A 17,991-nucleotide genomic window follows, 5' to 3' on the forward strand; every position below is an offset into this window, starting at 1 on the left:
CAGCCTGGCTTCAGCGGTGGCTTGGCACAGTGGGCTTATCAGCCACGGCAGCCGTGGCACTCACGAACAAGGGACACACCATGAAGAAGAAGACCATCTGGATCACCGGTGCAGCCGTTGCCGCCGTTCTCGTGGTGGGCGGCGCCGGCCTGGCCATCGCCGACCCGTTCGAAACTGACGGCCCGCTCACCGGCAGCGCCCTCGACAAGGCCAGTGCCGCCGCGCTGGATGCCGTGGGCAGCGGCACGGTCACCGACACCGAGTCCGGCGACGACAACGACCCGCACGCCTACGAGGTGGAGGTGACCCTCGCCGATGGGACCGATGTCGACGTGGCACTGGATGAGAAGTTCGCCGTGCTCTGGGTCGACGGCCTGCCCGCGGATGGCGCAACCTCGGTGCCGGGAACCGACAGCGGCTCGAACTCCGGCTCCGGCTCTGACGACGGTGACGGCCGCAGCGACGACACCGGCAGCGACGACTCGGCCACCGACGACACCGGCACTGACGACTCGGCCACTATGACCCCGCTCACCGACGCCGACCGCGACGCCGCCTCGGCCGCGGCGCTCGCCACCCTGCCCGCCGGCACCGTCGGCACCGTCACCGAGGTCGAGCGCAGTGACGACTTCGACCACGCCTACGAGGTCGAGATCACCCTCGAGAACGGTCAGGACATCGACGTCGAGCTCGATGCGGCCTTCGCGGTGCTCAAGGTCGACGGCGCGCCGACCGCATAGCCCCGGCGGTCCTGGCGTTTCAGAGCCAGGTCTGGCGGTGGTCCTCGATGAAACCGCGCAGCGTGGTCGCCGGCCGACCGGTGAGCCGGCGGATGCCGCGATTCGGCAGTGCGGTCAGCCGCCGGCGCGCCGCCCGATACCAACTCGCCTGCGCAGCGATGTCCGGTCCGGTCACACCCTGTTTCGCCGCCAGCTCGGCGAACTCGGCCTCGGTCGTGGCGGTGTACCGGATGGGCCGACCGAGCACCTCGGTGAGACACTCCGCCACCTGCGGGAAGCTCAGCGACTCCTCCCCCGCCAGGGAGTATGACTTGCCCAGATGACCGGGTTCGGTGAGCACCCGGGCGGCGCAGCGGCCCACGTCGGTCGCGTCGACGAACGCGACCCTGGCCCCGCCGGCCGGCAGCACGATTTCACTGCGCAGGCGGATGTCGTCGCGGTACAGGGTGGACAGGGTCTGCATCAGCACGTTCGGCCGCAGGATGGTGTGCGGCGTGCGGGTGCGCTTGAGGTACTGCTCCACCACGTGATGCGGCGACCGGGTGTCGAACCGCACACCGGGCGCCGACAGGAACACGATCTGCCGCACTCCGCTCTCCTCCATCGCCTGGTCGATGAACGGGATGAGGGTGCGCCCCACGTTGCCGATCGTGGGCGGCACGAGCAGGAACACCCTGTCGACGCCGGCGAGGGCGCGCGCCCAGCTGCTGCGGTCGGCGAAGTCGAAGGCGCGCACGATGGCCCCGCCGCCGCCGGTTGTGCCGGTTGCGGCCTCGGATGCGTCGGCCGCGCCGACCGTGCGTCCGGGCGGCGGCGAGGTGGGAAGGCCGCCCGGCTTGTGGGCCGGGTTGCGTGCCGGCTTCTGGTTGGGCGCCCGCAGCGGCTTACTGCCGGGTCGGGCTGTGCCGATCCGTGCAGTGCCGGGCCCGGCGGGCTGCTGGCCGGCCGCGGTGCCGCTGGCGCGCCGGGCGCCCTCGGCGATCCACGCGCGGGGGTCCCGCATGCCGGCGATCACGGTTTCGCCCGCCTCGGCCAGGGCATCCACGACGGCCCGCCCCACGGTGCCGGAGGCCCCGGTGACCAGGATCCCGCCCGTCAGCACTGTGCGCCGCGGCGACGAGGTCTGCTCGGTCATGCCCCTTACGTTAGTGCCGCCCAGCCCCACATCCTCCGCGAAAGCGGGCGTGTGGCTGCCACGACCCCCTCGAAGCAACCATATAACCGCTCTCGCGGATCCACCCCGACCCACTCCCGCATCCACCCCCACGCGAAAGCGGGCATGTGGCTGCCACGACACCCACGAAGCGACCACATGGCCGCTTTCGCGGATGCTCAGGGCGCGGTCAGACCGCGTCGAGGGTGAACAGGGCCGCCTGCTCGGGGGTGAGGAGCGGGGCGGGCAGGCCCACCTCGGCGAGCACGGCGCCGGTGAGCACCAGCTCCCCCGCGTCGGCAGCCAGCCACGCCGGCGGCACGGTCTGCACGGTGCGCGGCACCGGTCCTACGAGCAACGATCGCACCCGGTAGCGTCGGGCGGGGTCCAGGCCGGGAAACCGAATCGGGGCGGGCAGCGCGGTGCGCGGCGCGGCCAGCGCGACCTGCGCGAACACGGCGGCGGAGCCATCCGTGGCCACCACGCCGTGCAGTTCGATCGCCGGGTCCGACCCGTCGGCGTGCACAACGTTGCCGCTGTGCAGCAGCGCCCGGTGCTCCTTGTATATCGCGATCCAGGCCGCGATCTGGTCGAGCTCGACGGCGGATGCCTGGGTGATGTCCCACTCGATGCCGGCACTGCCGAACAGTGCGGTGGCCAGCCGGAAGCCCAGCGCCGAGGTACGCCCGGTGGTGTGCGCGGTGGCGGCGCCGAGGTGGCCGCCGAGGTATTCCGGCGGCACCAGCACGCTCGTGTAGCGCTGGATCTGCTGGCGTTCCAGCGGGTCGTTGGTGTCGCTGGTCCAGACCCGGTCCACCCGTTCGAGGATGCCCAGGTCGATGCGTCCGCCGCCGGACGCGCAGGACTCGATCTCCAGGCCCGGCTGCGCGGCGCGCACGGCGTCGATCAGCCGGTACAGAGCGGCGGTCTGCCGGTGCACGGAGCCGCCGAGCAGGTCCCGGTTGTGGTCCCACTTGAGGTACGCGATGGGGTATTCGGCCAACAGCGCGGTGAGGCGCTCGAGCAACCAGGCGAAGGCATCCGGGTTGGCCAGGTCGAGCACCCGCTGGCCGCGCCAGGTGGGGGCGGATGCCGAGCCGAGCAGCCAGTCCGGGTGCGTCCGGGCCAGGTCGGAGTCGGGGTTGACCATCTCCGGCTCCACCCAGAGGCCGAAGTCCAGGCCGGCCGCGTGCACCCGCTCGATCAGCGGGTGGAGGCCCTCGGGCCACTTGTCGGCGTCGACGAACCAGTCGCCGAGGGCGCGCTGGTCGTCGGTACGGCCGGAGAACCAGCCGTCGTCGAGTACAAACCGTTCCACGCCGACCTTCGCGGCGGCGTCGACGAGACGGCTCAGGGTGGGCAGATCGTGGTCGAAGTACACGGCCTCCCAGGTGTTCAGAAGCACCGGGCGCGGGCCGGTGATCGTCGACCAGGATCGGATCCACGGGTGCAGCCGGGCGCTGAGGCCGTCCAGGCCCGCGTCGGAGTACACCGCCACGGTCCACGGGCTGGTGTAGCTCGCTCCCGCGGCCAGGCTCAGCTCGCCGGGCGCGAGCAGTTCACCCGCGCCGAGGGCGGCGTAGCCCAGCGCGCTGCGTTCGGCCCAGACCACCTTGTCGCCGCTGTGCGCCAGGTGCACCGCCCACACCTCACCACGGCGGAAGCCGAAACCGGGGGTTCCGGCCACGGTGAGGTAGGAGTCGTCGTGGCCGGGCCGGCCGTGCCGGGACTCCCGGCTCCAGACGCCCTGGCCGAGGATGCTGCGCTGCGGCCGCCGTTCGTGGCTCCACAGTCCGGTGAAGTCGAGCAGCTCGGCCGCCCGGTCGGGCACCGGCAGGATCGCATCGAGGCCGGCGAGTTCGAGGGTGCCGGCGCCGCTGTTGGTGAGGGTGTGCCGCAGGCGCAGCACACCCTGCACGGTGAGTTCGAGCTCGGTCGAGACGGTGACGGATGCGTCAGCATCCGCCAGCTCGATGACCACCGTGTTGTCGCCGCCCTCGTGCACCGCCACCAGCACCAGCGCCGGGTCGAGGGTGCCCGTGCCGGTGCGGAACCCGCCGAGCGCGGGCCGGCCGCTCCAGCCCTCGGCGAGGGCGGGCAGCAGGCTGAGGCGGAGCGGCACGTCGAGGGAACTGGGGCCGACGGGCGGCACACTCGCGGCGGCCAGCGCGGCGAGGTCCGCCGCCGGCAGCTCGCCGAGGTCGGCGCCCCAGTGCACGATCACCGGTGTGCCGCTGCCGGACGCGTCGAGAACAAGGCTGGTGCCCGCGGCACGGAGGTGGTGGATCATGACACTGCTTTCTTCGTTGGATGAAGGAGGAGTTTGAGTACATCGCACGCGGACCTGCGGACGGCGTCCGATCGTTGGTGGAGCCTGTCGAGACCCCGTGAGCCGACAGCCCAACGAACCACAGACTAGGTCACCAGGTCTCGACAAGCTCGACCGACGCGGCGGGCACGATGCCGAGGCATCCGCACGCGTCACACACGACCGTACCGCCCGGCGCAAGAAGGCACCGGGCGGTACGGGGTAACGGGCAAAGCGGGTCAGCTACTCCTTGACGGGAATCGACTGCGCCTTGAGCGCATCGACGGTGGCGCTCTGACCGGTGGTCAGGGCCTCGGCGAGGGTGCCGTTGCCGCTGACGGCTGCCTTGAAGCCATCCGAGACGTCGTTGTACGTCTGGGTCATGGTCGGACCCCAGACGAAGTCGCTCGACACCTGGCCGGAGGCGGCGGCGAACTCGTCGTAGATGGGCTGGTTGCCGTAGAACTCCACGCCTTCCTTGAGCACGGGCAGGTCCAGGCCGGCCTTGGCGGCCGGGTACAGGTTGGCTGCCTCGTTGAGCATGGTCAGCGATTCGCTCGAGCTGTTCAGCCACAGGGCGAACTGCGCGGCTTCGTACGGGTGCTCTGAGCCGGTGAACACTGCGGTGGACGAGCCACCCCAGTTGCCGCTGGCCTCATCGCCGGCTTCCCACTGCGGGGACTGGGCCACGGCCCACTTACCGGCGGTGTCGGGCGCACCGCTGGCGATGGAGTTCGCACCCCAGGCTGCGGAGTTCCAGGTCCAGGCCGCGCCGGTGTTGTAGGCGTTGTCCCACTCGGTGGTCCACGGCGGCTGCGTCGAGACGAGGTCCCGGTCGATCAGGTCCTGCCAGTAGTCGGCCACCATGATCGACTCGTCGCCGGTGAGGTCGACGTTCCAGTTCTCGCCGTCGTTGCCGAACCAGGTTCCGCCGGCCTGCCAGACGAGCCCGGCGAACTGGTTGATGTCGCTCTGCGAGAAGTTGGTGATGTACGCGCCGGTGGCCCGCACCTGCTCGGCGGCGGTGGCGTACTCTTCCCAGGTGGTGGGGATCGCGATGCCGTTGGCCTCGAAGAGGTCGGCCCGGTAGAACATGGCCATCGGGCCTGAGTCCTGCGGGATGGCGTAGACGGCGTCGTCCTCGTTGAAGCTGACCTGGCCCCAGGTCCAGTCGACGAAGTCGGCCTTGGCGTCCATCACACCGTCGCAGGATGCGAGGTTGACCAGGCCGTCCTGCACGCGGAAGTTGGGCAGCGCGTCGTATTCAATCTGGCCGAGGTCGGGCGCATTGCCGGCCTCGAGCTGGTTGAAGAAGTTGGCGTAGGTGCCGCCGTTGCCGTTCGGGCCGGTCTGCACGGCCACCTGGATGTCGGGGTTGGCCTCGTTCCAGACGTCGACGACCTCTTCGATGCCGGGGATCCAGGACGTGAAGGTCAGATCGACCTTGCCCTCGGCGGGCTCGCAGGCAGCAGCGTCGGCGCTGTCGCTGGAGGTGCCGGAGGCTGAGCAGCCGGTCATGGCGACCGTGGCTGCGGTGAGCAGGGCAACGGTGGCCGCTCTCTTGGTGATTCGCATTGTTTTCCTTTGTTGGGGTGTTCGCTGAAAAGGAGTGGTGCAGGGTGACACGGATGGTGCGGGGTTAAGCCGGGTGAACAGTCGGAAGGAGTCGAGGGGGTTACTTGACGCTGCCCGCACCGAGGCCGTTGCGCCAGAAACGCTGCAGCAGCAGGAACAGGATGATCAGCGGGATGATCGACAGCAGCGCGCCGATCAGCACGTAGCCGCGGAGTTCGGGGATCTGGTTGACCTGCGAGTTCCAGGCGTAGAGACCGAGGGTGACCGGGAACAGGGTCTCGTCGCGGAGCATGATCAGCGGCAGGAAGAAGTTGTTCCAGATGGCCACGAACTGGAAGAGGAACACCGTGACCAGGGCGGGGAACATCAGCTTCACCGAGACGGTGAAGAAGGTGCGCACCTCGCCGGCGCCGTCCAGGCGGGCGGCCTCGATCAGTTCGTCCGGCACGCTGGCCGAAGCGAAGATGCGGGTGAGGTACACGCCGAACGGGCTGACCAGGCTGGGCAGGAACACCGCCCAGAAGGTGTTGGTGAGGCTGACCTGGCTGAAGATCAGGAACAGCGGCAGCGCCAGCGCGGTGGCGGGCACGAGGACCCCGCCGAGGACGATGTTGAACAGGAGTTCCCGGCCCGGGAAGCGGTACTTCGCCAGGGCGTAACCGCACATGGCGGCGAACAGGGTGGCCAGCAGGGCGCCGGCGCCGGCGTAGAGGGCGCTGTTGAGCATCCACTTGAGGAAGACGCCGTCACGGTAGGCGATCAGGTTTCCGATGTTGGCGAACAGGTTGAAGTCGGCGAACCAGAGCGGGTTGGTGCTGGTGAACTGGGAGCTGCTCTTGGTGCCGGCGACGAACAGCCACCAGATCGGGATGAGGAAGTAGAGCGTGAAGACCAGCATCACGGTCATCGCGCCGACGCGGGAGAGCGGGCTCTCCTTGGGTCCCTTCGGCGTGTTCTCGGCGCGACGCATCGCGCGCTTGGTCGGGACGGCGACGGGCTCGGTGAGGGCGCTCATTTGCCTTCCTTCCGCTGGGTGAACTTGAGGAACGAGAACGAGAGCACGAAGGTGGCCAGGGCCAGCACCACGCTGAACGCGGCGGCGAGGTTCACGTTGGGGATCGAGGACGTGGAGTAGACCATCAGGTTCGGGGTGAAGGTGCTGGTCACCGCGGAGCTGAAGGAGCGGAACACCTGCGGCTCGGCGAGCAGCTGCAGGGTGCCGATGATGGAGAAGATGCCGGTGAGCACGATCGCGGGCATGATCAGCGGGATCTTGATCGACCAGGCGATGCGCAACTGCCCGGCGCCGTCGAGGCGGGCGGCCTCGTAGATCTCGGTGGGGATGGCCAGCAGTGCCGAGTAGATGATGAGCATGTTGTAGCCCACGTAGACCCAGGTGACGACGTTCGCGATGGCCCAGAGAACCAGGTCGGCGGAGAGGAAGCTGACGTTGCTGGTCAGTGCCGTGAACGGCGACAGGTTGGGTGAGTAGAGGAAGCCCCACATGATCGCGGCGATGACGCCGGGCACGGCGTACGGCACGAAGAAGGCGAGCCTGAAGAAGCGCTTGCCGCGCAGCAGCGGGCTGTCCAGCAGCAGCGCGAACAGCAGCGCCAGGCCGAGCATCACCGGAACCTGCACCACACCGAAGGCGAGCACCCGGGTGATCGACTCCCAGAACGGTCCGTTCTGGAACACCAGGATGTACTGGGTCAGGCCTCCGAACACCTCGGTGGCCTTGCCGAAGGTGCCGTCGCGCTCCACCACGAGCAGCGACTGGTAGATCGCGTAGCCGATCGGCAGCAGGTAGAACAGGGTGAACAGGATGGCGAACGGCACGATGAAGATCGCGATCGCCCCCGGGTGCGAGACCTTGATCTTGCGGGGCCGGGGCGCCGGGCTGCGGGAACCCGCACGCCGGGCATCCGCGGCCGGAAGGGCTGGTGCGCTCATGATGCGGTGTCCTCTCTGAGAACGCGTACGGCTCCGGCCGGTACGCGCAGGGTGCGGGCGATGTCGGCGCCGGTGATGAGCTCGACCCCCGCCGCGCTCACCTCCAGGTCGGTGTCGCCGTGGTTGATGATGAAGCGGTAGGAGCGGCCGGGCGCGGCGCGGCGGATGACCTCGATGAGGCCGTCGCCCTCCGGACCGACCGCTGTGACGTGAGCGTGCCCGGCGATGGTGCGGAGCACGTCGCGGTAGGTGTCGGCGTCTGGCGCGGTGGCCAGGTACCAGGCGGTGCCGGCGCCGTGCCGGTTGCGGGTGAGCGCGGGCACGCCGGGCAGGGCGCCGTCGGTGTAGTGCGCCACGGCCTCCGCGCCGGTCAGCTGCAGGCGTTCGGTCCACAGGGTCCCGGCGGCACCGGCCGCCAGCCCGATCGGGGCGCCCAGGCCCACGGTGGTGCCGGGGCGGAGCGGCACGAACTCTTCGACGCGCACGCCGAGCAGGTCGCGGAACGCGCCGGGGTAGCCGCCGAGGCGCACCCTGTCGTCTTCGTCGACGATGCCGCTGTAGAACGTGACCAGGGTGTGGCCACCGGCGGCGACGTAACCGGACAGGTTGTCGGCCTGGGCGTCGGTGACCAGGTAGAGAGCGGGCACCACGACGAGGTTGTAGCCGGCCAGGTCGGCATCCGGGGAGACGATGTCGACGGTGACGCCGAGCCTGTGCAGCGCGGTGTACGCGGCGTGCACCTGCTCGAGGTAGGTCACCGACTGCGACGGCCGGGATTCGCCGTCGCCGGCCCACCAGGCCTCCCAGCTGAACAGGATCGCGGCATCCGCGACGACGCGCGTGCCGATGATCTCGTCGAGCCTGTCGAGGGTGGCGCCCAGCTCAACGACTTCACGCCAGAGCACGGTGTCGGTGCCGGCGTGCGGCACCAGTGCGGAGTGGAACTTCTCCGAGCCCTGCTGGGAGGCGCGCCACTGGAAGAAGCAGATCGCCTCGGCGCCGCGGGCCACGTGGGCCAGCGAGTTGCGGGTCAGCTCCCCCGGCGTCTTGGCCAGGTTCAGCGGCTGCCAGTTGACGGCGCTGGTGGCCTGCTCCATCAGCAGCCACGCGCCGCCGCCGGCCAGGCCGCGGGTGAGGTCGGCGGCGAAGGCCAGCTCGGTGGTGGGGTCGGCGAGGCGGTGATCGAGGTAGTGGTCGTTGGCGATCACGTCAACGGCGGATGCCCAGGACCAGTAATCGAGGTTGCGAATGTGCGCGGCGACCATGAAGTTCGTCGTGACGGGCAGGCTGCTGTGCCGGCGGATGACGGCTTCTTCGGCCTTGTAGTAGCCCAGCAGCTCGTCGGAGCTGAACCGCTGGAAGTCGAGCACCTGTCCGGGGTTGCGGCTGGAGAGGGTGAGCCTGGGGGTGTGCACCTCGGCCCAGTCGGTGTAACGCTGGCTCCAGAAGCTGGTGCCCCAGGCGGCGTTGAGGGCGGCGATGGTGCCGTACTTGGCCTCGAGCCAGAGCCGGAACGCGGCGGCGGTGTCGTCGTCGTAGCAGAGCGCGTTGTGGCAGCCGAGTTCGTTGGAGACGTGCCAGAGGGCCACGGCGGGATGGTCGCCGAAGCGCTTGGCGACCTGCTCGACCAGGCGCAGCGCGTGCTCGCGGAACACCGGCGAGCTGGGGCACCAGGCCTGGCGACCGCCGGGGTAGCGGGTGGTGCCGTCTTCGGTCTGCGGCAGGATCTCGGGGTGCAGGGTGGTCAACCACGGCGGCGGCGACGAGGTGCCGGTACCCAGGTTCACCCGGATGCCGTGAGCGTGCAGCAGGTCCACGATGGTGTCGAGCAGGGTGAAGTCGTACTCCCCCGGGGCCGGCTCCAGGGCGGACCAGCCGAAGATGTTGATCGCGACGAGGTCGACGCCGGCCTGCTGCATGAGGAGCACGTCCTCGGCCCAGACTTCCGGACCCCATTGCTCGGGGTTGTAGTCACAGCCGTAGGCGATGCCGTTCTGCACGAACGGTGTCGTCGGGGTGACCTGACGGGTCACGGCCGGGGTGGCTACTGGCGTGGTCATCTGCTCCTGCTTCATGCTACGTCTGTGAACGTGCACAGATCGAGGAGCAAATGACTCCTCGTTGAGTGTCTGTGAACGTACACAGAGTAAGTACAGCCTGCCCACGATGTCAAGCTCGGGGACGGGTACAGTTATCGAATGGTGACAATTCCGGGGCGGCGCAAGCGTGCGACAATCCACGACGTCGCCGCGGAGGCCGGCGTGTCCCGCGGCACCGTGAGCCGGGTGGTGAACAACGAACCCTACGTGTCGGCCGAGGCTCGTCTGGCCATCGAGACGGCCATCGCGAAGGTCGGTTACGTGCCGAACACCGCCGCCCGCAACCTCGTCATGCAACGCTCCCAGGCCGTGGGCCTGATCGTGCACGAGCCGCATTCTTTGTTCCTCGAAGACCCCAACATCGGCGAGATCTTGCTCGGCGCCAACTCGGCGCTCTCCCTGGCCGACTACCAGATGGTCAGCCTGGTCATCGAGTCCGAGCGCGACACCGAGAGGGTGGCGCGGTACCTCAGCGGTGGCTTCGTCGACGGTGTCGTCGTCGTGTCGGCCCGGGAACAAGACCCGATCACCCGGGTAATCGAACGGCTCGACCTGCCGGCGGCGTTTGTCGGGCATCCGCAGGACCTGCGCGACCTGCCGTACGTGGGTATCAACAACCGCGCGGCGGCCCGCGCCATCACCGAGCGCCTGATCGGCACCGGCCGCCGCCGCATCGGCATGATCGCCGCGGCCCTGGACCGGGACTCCGGCGCCGACCGGCTGGCCGGATTCACGGACGCCCTGGGCGACCGGTTCGACCCCGCGCTGGTGGCCCCGGTTCCGCTGTACACCTACGCCGACGGCCGCGACGGCATGCGCGCCCTGCTGGCCCGCGACCCGCTGATCGACGGGGTCTTCGCGGCCTCCGACGTGATCGCCGCCGGCGCCCTGAACGCCCTGCGTGAGGCCGGGCGCAGCGTGCCGGGCGACGTGGGCATCGTCGGCTTCGACGACAGCGCCTGGGCACTCCGATGCCAGCCGTTGCTCTCCACGGTGCGCCAGCCCGCCAACGGCCTCGGCCAGCGCGCGGCCGAGTCGGTGCTCAGCCAGCTGCGCGGTGAGGCGCCGGAGCTCGGCGGCATCCTGCTCGACACCCAAATAGTCTGGCGCGACTCCGCCTGACCGCCGGCGGGTCGATCTCGAGAAGCCAACCCTATTCGTCGGTCGAGCTTGTCGAGACCCCGCGGGCCCAACTGTTGCGGCGATAGTGTCCGGCTAACCGTCGTCGAGGTGGCGCGCGATCTCGGCCAGGATGCCCGCCTGCAGGTCGAGCGAACCCCGCCAGTCTCCCGGCAGCGTCAGCGCGTGACCCGCCCCCGGCACCGACAGTAGCTGTGCCGCGGTGCCGCGGACCATGTCGGGCCGCCAGAACGCATCCAGCTCGCCGCCCACGGCCAGGTCCGCGGCGGTCGCCTCCGACAGCGCCCGGCGCACCGGCTCCTCGGTGAGCAGCGGCGTCAGCCAGACCCCGGCGATCCCCGCGCGCCGGGCCCAGGGCAGCGCGTAGGTGCCGAAGGATTTCGTCACGACCAGCCTTCGCGAGCTCGCCGGGCTCGCGTCGAACGCGTCGGCCGCGGCCCGCTCCACGAAGGGCAGCGGATGCGCGAGCGCCTCGTCGTCCACCGACCAGTCGACGGCCTGCACGTCATGGCTCGACGGTACCGCCCCGGGGCGGTTACGTGTCCCGGCTACGTCGTAGGTCACCCAGCTGGGCTCCTCGCGGCCATTTCCCACGCAGCTGTTGCCGCTGCGGACAATTGCACCCCTTGGGTTCAGGGGGTCGTTGCAACACCTGATTGATTGAGGTGTTGGTTATGGGTGGTCGTGTTGGGTTTCCGCGTGAGGTTCGTCGTCGGTTCTGGGAGGAGCTCAGGGTCGGCGGCACGGTCACGGATGCGGCTGCCGGCGCGGGGGTGAATCGGTCGACGGCTGCGAACTGGGTAAGTCAGGCTGGCGGGATGGTTCCCCCGCGCGTTGACCCGTCGAGCCGTTTGACGTTCCTCGATCGGGAGGAGATCTGGTTTGGCCGTTCTCAAGGCGAAAGCATGCGCTCGATCGCGGCCCGGCTTGGGCGGGCGCCGTCCACGATCAGCCGCGAACTGCGCGGCGGGATGACGAGGCGCGGGTATCGTCCGTCGTTCGCTGAGCAACAGTCCCGGTATCGAGCGCGCCGGCCCCGCGGCGGGAAGCTGGCCAATAACGACCGGTTGCTGGAATACGTGCAAACTGGGTTGAGCGCCGAACACAGCCCGGAGCAAATCAGTCTGCGGCTGCGGCGAGACTTCCCCGACGACATGGAGATGCGGGTGTCTCACGAGACGATCTATCAGGCCCTCTATGTTGAAGGGCGCGGCCAGCTGCGCCGCGACCTGGTTACGGCGCTGCGGACCGGGCGGACGTTGCGCAAATCTCAGGGTCGGCAACAACCCGGATCGCGCATCCGCGACATGGTCATGATCACCGACCGGCCCGCGGAGGTCGAAGACCGCGCCGTTCCCGGCCACTGGGAAGGCGACCTCATCACCGGCGCCGGAAACGCCTCAGCGATCGGCACCCTGGTTGAGCGCGCAACCGGATATTTGATGCTGCTGCACCTCCCCGAGAAACACGGCGCGATCGAGGTTCGCGACCAGATGATCATCGCGATCGAGAAGATGCCCGCAGAACTGCGCAAAACAGTGACCTGGGACCAAGGCATCGAGATGGCCAAGCACCGAGACATCACCATCGCCACCGGCATCGACATCTACTTCTGCGACCCGCACTCGCCCTGGCAGCGCGGCTCGAACGAGAACACCAACGGGCTGTTACGGCAGTACTTCCCCAAGGGCACCGACCTCTCCGGCTACCACCCCGAATACCTCGAATTCGTCACCGACAAGCTCAACGACCGACCACGAAAACGGCTCGACGCAGCCACCCCGCGAGAAGCCCTGCATCAGCTACTCTCAGACCAAGAAAACAGCGGTGTTGCATCGACCAGTTGAATCCACCCCCGGCGCACCGGGCGCAAATGTCCGGATGGGCAACAGTTGCGGCCCACCGCGCGGGCGGGCGGGGTTGTCGGGGCGGTGGCGTGCGCCCAGAATGGGGAGCGTGAGTCGCAAGCGAGTGATCGTCAACGGGATGGTTCAGGGCGTGGGGTTTCGGTATTACACCGAGGCGCAGGCCGGCACCCTCGGCCTGGGCGGTTTCGTGCGCAACCGGTCCGACGGCGCCGTCGAAGCCGAGATCGAGGGTGACGACGACGCGATCGAACGGATGCTGGCCTGGCTGCACACCGGACCGCGTTCGGCGAGCGTGGAATCGGTGCAGGTGACCGACCTGGCCGAACACGGCGAGGCGAGTTTCAGCATCCGCCTGTAGCAACCCACCGCGATGCCGGTGATGGCCGCGGGCGACCGGCACTCTGGCGTACCGTGGGAGTATGGGCGCGCAGGCATCCGGTCCCGGCCGGACGGGACCGACGGTGCGCGAATCCTCCCCGCAACGAGAGGAACCACAGGCGCGCGAGCCGTTCCGCGCGCGCAAACGCCTGTCCATGCGGTCCAGTTACGGCATCGGCCGGCTACTGTTGGCCGTCGCCGGGATTGCGGGGCTGATCGGCAACTACGAGTACGTGTTGCTGTTCCCCACCTTCGCCGCGTACAACGTGTTCACCTATTTCACGGTGCAGAGTGCGATCGCGGCGGTGATCGCGTTCGTGCTCGGCGCGATCGTGGCGTTCCGGCAGCCGAAGGACCCACAGTGGCTGGACGTGTTCCGGGCGCTCGTGACCACGTACATCCTGGTTTCCGGAATCGTGTTCCTCACCATCGTCATCCAGTCGTCATCGCGCGACTACTCGATCGAGGTGCCCTGGCCGAGCCAGGTGCTGCACTTCTACATCCCCACCCTGGCGCTGCTGGACTGGCTGACCGATACCGGCAAGGCCCGGCTGTCCTGGCGTTTTCTGCGCTGGATCTTGCCGTACCCGATCGCCTGGGGCATCTTCACGTTCGTGCGAGGCTCGTTCGTGGGCTGGTACCCGTACTTCTTCCTCGACCCGGCCCAGGTCAGCGGCCCGCTCGAGACCGCGTTCTACTGCCTGATCGCCGTACTGCTGTTCCTCGGCATCGCGGCGGTGCTCGTGGCCACGTCGCGGCTCAGTTGGCGTCCCCGCCCGCGCGGCGACCGCGCGTCATCGGTGCCCAACTAGAACCGGCCCGGCCGCGCCCGACCCGCTACTGCTCGACGGGGAGAAAGGTGTACTGGCTGGTGAGGTGCTCGGACTCGCAGGTGCCGCAGTAGAGCACGCCGGAGGCCTGCATCGCCGAGACCCGTGGCGAACACTGGATCACCTTGGGACCGCAGCACGGGGAGATCACCATGTAAGCGCCGGGCTCGGCGGCGGCGTGGCCGCTCAGGCTCCGGTGGTGGTGGCTGCCCTCGCAGGGCAGGTTGGTGTCGAAGTCGAGCAGCGACACTGAATCAAGACTTGTCAGAATATACATGTTTCACACGGTCAATCAGAATTGGCATTGGCCGCGGTGCAGGTGGGACACCAGGATCGCGACCGCACCCGATGACCGACGGCGAAAAGCACCCACCCGGACTCCGTCGGCACGTCCAGTCGGGAAACGACTGGATCTCCCCGTGGGGGTGTCCCTGAGATGGGCGGCCCCTTCACCGACTAGACGTTTCGTGGAGCTTACACCGGAACTCTGAGCTTTGCTCGTTAATGTTCCGACGGCGAATCACTCCGCCCGGAGCCCCAAACAGAAGGGCCGGTCAGGGCGCCGGGGTGGCCGTGGCGACGACCGCGAACGGTTCCAGGCTGCGCAACGCGGCGTCGGTGAACTCCGTGTTGTCGGACTTCGCGAGCCCCAACGCCCGCTCGCCGCTGACAAAACCCACCAGGATCGGCTCGTTGGTGATCGGCATCATGTTCACCCAGACCCTGAAGTCGAGGGTGTCGTCTCCGACGGTGGTCCACAGGGCGGCGTCGGTGTCCCAGAACGGCTCCTCGAAGCGCAGCCAGATCTTGTCGAGAGCGCCCATCCCGAGCGCGGCGATCGCGCCTCGGTGCGCGAACGGCAGGGGCGGGTCGAATTCGATGACATCGCTCTTGAGCACGCCCAGCGGCACGGTCACGATCGCGCGGTCCACGGTGAGGGACTCGCCGGTGCCCAGGCGCAGGCTGACGGAGGTATCGGTGTACGCCACCCGGGTCACCACGCTGGAGAAGAGCACGTCCAGGTCGGTCGCGTCTTCGTCGAGCAGCGCGCCGTAGCCGCCGATCACGATGCGGATGTCGTCCGCGGCGGTCGTCGCCGGGGTGGGGGCATACCAGCCGGACATCTCCTCGGCCGGGGCACCGGACTCCAGGGTGGTGGAGGTGGCGAGCTGGTAGTCCAGCCAGTCGGCGTCGGAGACCCCGGCTTCGCCATCCGCCATGGACAGTGTGGCGGAGCCGTTGGCGACGAGGGCCTTGGCCAGGGAGGTGTCTTCGGCCTGCGCGGCGGCCCAGGCCAGCGCCGCGGTGACGGCGTCGGCTCCGACCGGAGAGACCGGGGTGACGATGCCGGCCGGGGTGCGCGCCTCCGGGGTCGGGGTGAAGGGCGCGTGCGAGACCTCGAGGCCGGTGAACTCCTCGTCGAGGGAGTTGGTGCTGCCGGCGACGATGAACGACGGGCCGAGTTCAACGGGCATCGGCCAGGAGTCACTGGTGACGGTGTGGATGCGGCCGCCGAGCCTGTCGCGGGCCTCGATCACGAGCACGGTGAAACCGGCGTCGGTGAGCAGCCGGGCGGCGGCGACGCCGGCAGCTCCGGCGCCGATCACGGCCACCCGCTCGCCGGGTTCGGCGACGTCCGCCAGGGCCCTGGCGGCGCGCTGGCCGGAGCCGCGGGCGCCCTGCACGGTGCCAGGGGCGGTGTCTGAGAGCGCCTCCCCGGCGAGGAAGAGCCTGTCGAGGATGGGTTCGGCCAGGTCCTCGCGCTGCTGAGGCGTTGAGGAGACCGCCGCGAAGCTGTAGGAGCCGCGGGCGAACGGGTCGTCGGACCAGGAGCTGCGCAGCATGTCCTGGGGCTGCGGCACCAGGGACGGCGCCGGCGTGGCGGAGGGAGTGGGCGAGCCCGTCGGCGTGGGCTTGGGCGGCACGCATCCGCTGAGCGCGAGCAGGGAGAGCCCGGAAAGGGAGCTGATCAGGAAGGTCCGACGTTGCATCGCTGTGTTCGCGTCAGGTGACGCACTCCTCTCGGCCCCTCGAAGTGGTACCCCTCACGCTACCTCAGGCCGTGGCCGCCCGGTTCGGCCGCGGTCGGGGCGCGCCGGGTGGGGCCCCTCAGCAGCAACTGTTCCCGTTCCGGACAAATGGTCCCGGCGCACCGGGCGCAAATGTCCGCCTCGGCAACAGTTAGCGCCGCTGGGTGTGGGGCTGGCGGGTCGGGCGGGCGGGTCCGGCGGGCGCCCGTGGCTAGGCGGCGGGCGGCTCGAGGAAGCCGTCGTCGAGCAGGCCGCGCACCCGGGGCAGCAGCTCGGCCCGCAAGGCGGCCTCGTCGGCGTCGAGCAGCTGGGCGATCGCGTCGATGATCGCACCCACCGGAAGCTCGCCGTCGCAGGCGCCGATCAGGGCGGCCTGGGCGGTATCCAGCGGCACCGATCGGCCGAAGCCGCCGCCCTGGTGCAGGGTCATCAGCGTCGGATCCTCCTGGCCGGGCCAGAAGTGCCGTTCCTCGGTGACGTCGGATGCCACGGTGAGCGTGCTGCGGGACAGCGCGTCGTCATCCAGCCCGGCTTGCCAGTCGTGCGCGGCCAGGCACTCGGCAAGGTGGTGGCCGATGCCGGCCGGGTTGTGCCCCAGGGCCTCCGGCAGCCGTTCTAGCCGGAGCAGGCGGGGGCGGGTCGGTGCGGCGGCCCGGCGGCGGCCATCCGTCGGGCGGCGCAGCAGCATGTAGCCGAAGCCCACCTGACGCACCCCGCGGGCCTCGAAGTCGTCGAGCCAGGCGCCGTAGAGCCGGTCGAAGTCGGGGGTGTCCGGGCGGGTGCCGCCGTCGCGGATCCAGGTTTCGGCGTAGCCCGTGGGCGGCTGCACCTCGCGCTCGATGATCCAGGCGTCCAGCGCGGTCTCCGCCGGGCTCGCCAGCCAGCCGGTGAGCCTGTTGAAGGCGTCGTCGTCGTGATACTCCCAGTTGCCGAGCAGCTGGGCCACCCCGCCGGGGGTGAGGTGGTCGGCGGCGCCACGCACCACGGCCTCCACGAGGGCGTCGCCGACCATGCCGCCGTCGCGGTACTCGTAGCTGGGCACACCCTCCACCCGTGGGGTGATGACGAACGGCGGGTTGGAGATGATGTGGTCGAACCGCTCCCCCGCGACGGGGTCGAACAGGCTGCCGAGCCGGAACTCGATGTTCTCGACGCCGTTCAGCCGGGCGTTGAGCGCCGCGAGCTCGAGGGCTCGCTCGGAGATGTCGGTGGCCACCACCCGGGTGGCGTGTCTGGCGGCGTGCAGGGCCTGGATGCCGCAGCCGGTGCCGAGGTCCAGCGCGCTGTCGACCGCGGTGGGGATCATCAGGGCACTCAGGGTGAGTGACGCACCGCCGACGCCGAGCACGTGGTCTTCGCCGAGCGGATGCCCCAGCGCCAGTTCGCCCAGGTCCGAGGTGATCCACCAGCTGCCGGCGCCGTGCGCGTCCACGAAGCTGTACGGCCGCAGGTCCACCAGCGGCGCCACCTGTGCCGGGCCGAGTGCCGGCTCCGCCGGGGCGACGCGGTCGGCGACGGGGCCGGGCTGCGTTGCGGCCTCGTCGTGGCGGGCGGCGACAAGGCCGAGCTGCTCGGCGCCGTCCACGCCGAGGGACGGCAGGGCCGCCGCGAGCTCGGCCCGTTGGACGGGTAGGCCGAGCACGAAGATCTGGGCGAGCACCACGTTGGGTTCGGGCACGGCGAGGGTGGCGCGCAGCTTGGCGAGCGCCCGCAGGGCCGGCACCCGCTGATTGCGGCGCAGGGCGGCATCCGCTTCGATGCCCCACAGCCCGGTCAGGGCGGTCACCGAGAAGTTGGCGGCGGCGAGGTCGGCGCGGAGCAGGTCGATCAGAGGTGCAGTCACCCCTCTATTCAACTGCACGCCGGGCCCGGCCTACGCGACGCAACCAACCCGTGGGCGCGACCCAGGGACCGAGT

The 17,991-nt window shown here is 69.6% G+C and carries 15 protein-coding genes; 5 read left to right on the top strand and 10 right to left on the bottom strand.

The genetic code is table 11. The features are described 5' to 3' along the window. Nucleotides 1-80: 80 nt before the first annotated feature. Entirely contained in the window at nucleotides 81-740 is a 660-nt protein-coding gene (locus B7495_RS19270) for a PepSY domain-containing protein (RefSeq protein WP_088456944.1), read from the top strand. A 19-nt stretch (nucleotides 741-759) separates the two neighbouring features. Here B7495_RS19270 and B7495_RS12975 read toward each other — a convergent pair whose 3' ends face one another. From B7495_RS12975 to B7495_RS13000, 6 genes are all read right to left on the bottom strand, one after another. After that, nucleotides 760-1,875, bottom strand: coding sequence for an NmrA family NAD(P)-binding protein (locus tag B7495_RS12975; protein WP_088456945.1), 1,116 nt, complete (start codon nucleotides 1,873-1,875; stop codon nucleotides 760-762). Between the two features lie 208 nt (nucleotides 1,876-2,083). After that, nucleotides 2,084-4,183: an alpha-galactosidase gene (locus B7495_RS12980; protein WP_088456946.1), complete on the bottom strand. Its 2,100-nt coding sequence runs from the start codon at nucleotides 4,181-4,183 to the stop codon at nucleotides 2,084-2,086. 261 nt (nucleotides 4,184-4,444) lie between these two features. Further along, on the bottom strand, nucleotides 4,445-5,776 hold the full coding sequence (locus tag B7495_RS12985; RefSeq protein ID WP_088456947.1) for an ABC transporter substrate-binding protein: 1,332 nt from the start codon (nucleotides 5,774-5,776) through the stop codon (nucleotides 4,445-4,447). 100 nt (nucleotides 5,777-5,876) lie between these two features. Then, complete coding sequence (locus tag B7495_RS12990; protein WP_165787860.1) at nucleotides 5,877-6,791, bottom strand: carbohydrate ABC transporter permease; 915 nt, start codon at nucleotides 6,789-6,791, stop codon at nucleotides 5,877-5,879. Further along, complete coding sequence (locus B7495_RS12995; RefSeq protein WP_088456948.1) at nucleotides 6,788-7,729, bottom strand: carbohydrate ABC transporter permease; 942 nt, start codon at nucleotides 7,727-7,729, stop codon at nucleotides 6,788-6,790. The genes B7495_RS12990 and B7495_RS12995 overlap by 4 nt, the downstream gene beginning before the upstream one ends. Then, on the bottom strand, nucleotides 7,726-9,789 hold the full coding sequence (locus B7495_RS13000) for a beta-galactosidase (RefSeq protein ID WP_088458093.1): 2,064 nt from the start codon (nucleotides 9,787-9,789) through the stop codon (nucleotides 7,726-7,728). The genes B7495_RS12995 and B7495_RS13000 overlap by 4 nt, the downstream gene beginning before the upstream one ends. Before the next feature lie 138 nt (nucleotides 9,790-9,927). Between B7495_RS13000 and B7495_RS13005 the strand changes: the two genes are divergently transcribed. Then, entirely contained in the window at nucleotides 9,928-10,950 is a 1,023-nt protein-coding gene (locus tag B7495_RS13005) for a LacI family DNA-binding transcriptional regulator (protein WP_088456949.1), read from the top strand. Between the two features lie 93 nt (nucleotides 10,951-11,043). Here B7495_RS13005 and B7495_RS13010 read toward each other — a convergent pair whose 3' ends face one another. Beyond that, nucleotides 11,044-11,532: a hypothetical protein gene (locus tag B7495_RS13010; protein WP_151199577.1), complete on the bottom strand. Its 489-nt coding sequence runs from the start codon at nucleotides 11,530-11,532 to the stop codon at nucleotides 11,044-11,046. Nucleotides 11,533-11,642: 110 nt separating this feature from the next. Here B7495_RS13010 and B7495_RS13015 point away from each other — a divergent pair, with 110 nt between their 5' ends. The 3 genes from B7495_RS13015 to B7495_RS13025 all read left to right on the top strand — a co-directional run bounded on the left by B7495_RS13015 (nucleotide 11,643) and on the right by B7495_RS13025 (nucleotide 14,026). Next, entirely contained in the window at nucleotides 11,643-12,815 is a 1,173-nt protein-coding gene (locus B7495_RS13015; RefSeq protein WP_088454824.1) for an IS30 family transposase, read from the top strand. Nucleotides 12,816-12,924: 109 nt separating this feature from the next. Then, the gene (locus B7495_RS13020; RefSeq protein ID WP_370028157.1) at nucleotides 12,925-13,194 is read left to right on the top strand and encodes an acylphosphatase; all 270 of its coding nucleotides are present in this window, start codon (nucleotides 12,925-12,927) and stop codon (nucleotides 13,192-13,194) included. Nucleotides 13,195-13,255: 61 nt separating this feature from the next. After that, nucleotides 13,256-14,026 (top strand): Pr6Pr family membrane protein, encoded by a 771-nt coding sequence (locus B7495_RS13025; protein WP_088456952.1) that lies wholly within the window; start codon nucleotides 13,256-13,258, stop codon nucleotides 14,024-14,026. 25 nt (nucleotides 14,027-14,051) lie between these two features. On the opposite strand, the gene B7495_RS13030 is transcribed toward B7495_RS13025, so the two are convergent. From B7495_RS13030 to B7495_RS13040, 3 genes are all read right to left on the bottom strand, one after another. After that, complete coding sequence (locus tag B7495_RS13030; RefSeq protein ID WP_104162633.1) at nucleotides 14,052-14,321, bottom strand: hypothetical protein; 270 nt, start codon at nucleotides 14,319-14,321, stop codon at nucleotides 14,052-14,054. Between the two features lie 277 nt (nucleotides 14,322-14,598). Continuing rightward, nucleotides 14,599-16,035 (bottom strand): NAD(P)/FAD-dependent oxidoreductase, encoded by a 1,437-nt coding sequence (locus B7495_RS13035; RefSeq protein WP_088456954.1) that lies wholly within the window; start codon nucleotides 16,033-16,035, stop codon nucleotides 14,599-14,601. A gap of 250 nt (nucleotides 16,036-16,285) precedes the next feature. Next, on the bottom strand, nucleotides 16,286-17,917 hold the full coding sequence (locus tag B7495_RS13040; RefSeq protein ID WP_240632247.1) for a methyltransferase: 1,632 nt from the start codon (nucleotides 17,915-17,917) through the stop codon (nucleotides 16,286-16,288). Nucleotides 17,918-17,991 lie beyond the last annotated feature (74 nt).

Source organism: Cryobacterium sp. LW097 (assembly GCF_002205495.2).
Classification (GTDB): domain Bacteria; phylum Actinomycetota; class Actinomycetes; order Actinomycetales; family Microbacteriaceae; genus Cryobacterium; species Cryobacterium zongtaii.

Bases quoted from the DNA above. Each gene is read 5' to 3' on its own strand.
- B7495_RS19270 (WP_088456944.1), top strand. From the start codon at position 81: ATGAAGAAGAAGACCATCTGGATCACCGGTGCAGCCGTTGCCGCCGTT.
- B7495_RS12975 (WP_088456945.1), bottom strand. From the start codon at position 1,875: ATGACCGAGCAGACCTCGTCGCCGCGGCGCACAGTGCTGACGGGCGGG.
- B7495_RS12980 (WP_088456946.1), bottom strand. From the start codon at position 4,183: ATGATCCACCACCTCCGTGCCGCGGGCACCAGCCTTGTTCTCGACGCG.
- B7495_RS12985 (WP_088456947.1), bottom strand. From the start codon at position 5,776: ATGCGAATCACCAAGAGAGCGGCCACCGTTGCCCTGCTCACCGCAGCC.
- B7495_RS12990 (WP_165787860.1), bottom strand. From the start codon at position 6,791: ATGAGCGCCCTCACCGAGCCCGTCGCCGTCCCGACCAAGCGCGCGATG.
- B7495_RS12995 (WP_088456948.1), bottom strand. From the start codon at position 7,729: ATGAGCGCACCAGCCCTTCCGGCCGCGGATGCCCGGCGTGCGGGTTCC.
- B7495_RS13000 (WP_088458093.1), bottom strand. From the start codon at position 9,789: ATGACCACGCCAGTAGCCACCCCGGCCGTGACCCGTCAGGTCACCCCG.
- B7495_RS13005 (WP_088456949.1), top strand. From the start codon at position 9,928: ATGGTGACAATTCCGGGGCGGCGCAAGCGTGCGACAATCCACGACGTC.
- B7495_RS13015 (WP_088454824.1), top strand. From the start codon at position 11,643: ATGGGTGGTCGTGTTGGGTTTCCGCGTGAGGTTCGTCGTCGGTTCTGG.
- B7495_RS13025 (WP_088456952.1), top strand. From the start codon at position 13,256: ATGGGCGCGCAGGCATCCGGTCCCGGCCGGACGGGACCGACGGTGCGC.
- B7495_RS13030 (WP_104162633.1), bottom strand. From the start codon at position 14,321: ATGTATATTCTGACAAGTCTTGATTCAGTGTCGCTGCTCGACTTCGAC.
- B7495_RS13035 (WP_088456954.1), bottom strand. From the start codon at position 16,035: ATGCAACGTCGGACCTTCCTGATCAGCTCCCTTTCCGGGCTCTCCCTG.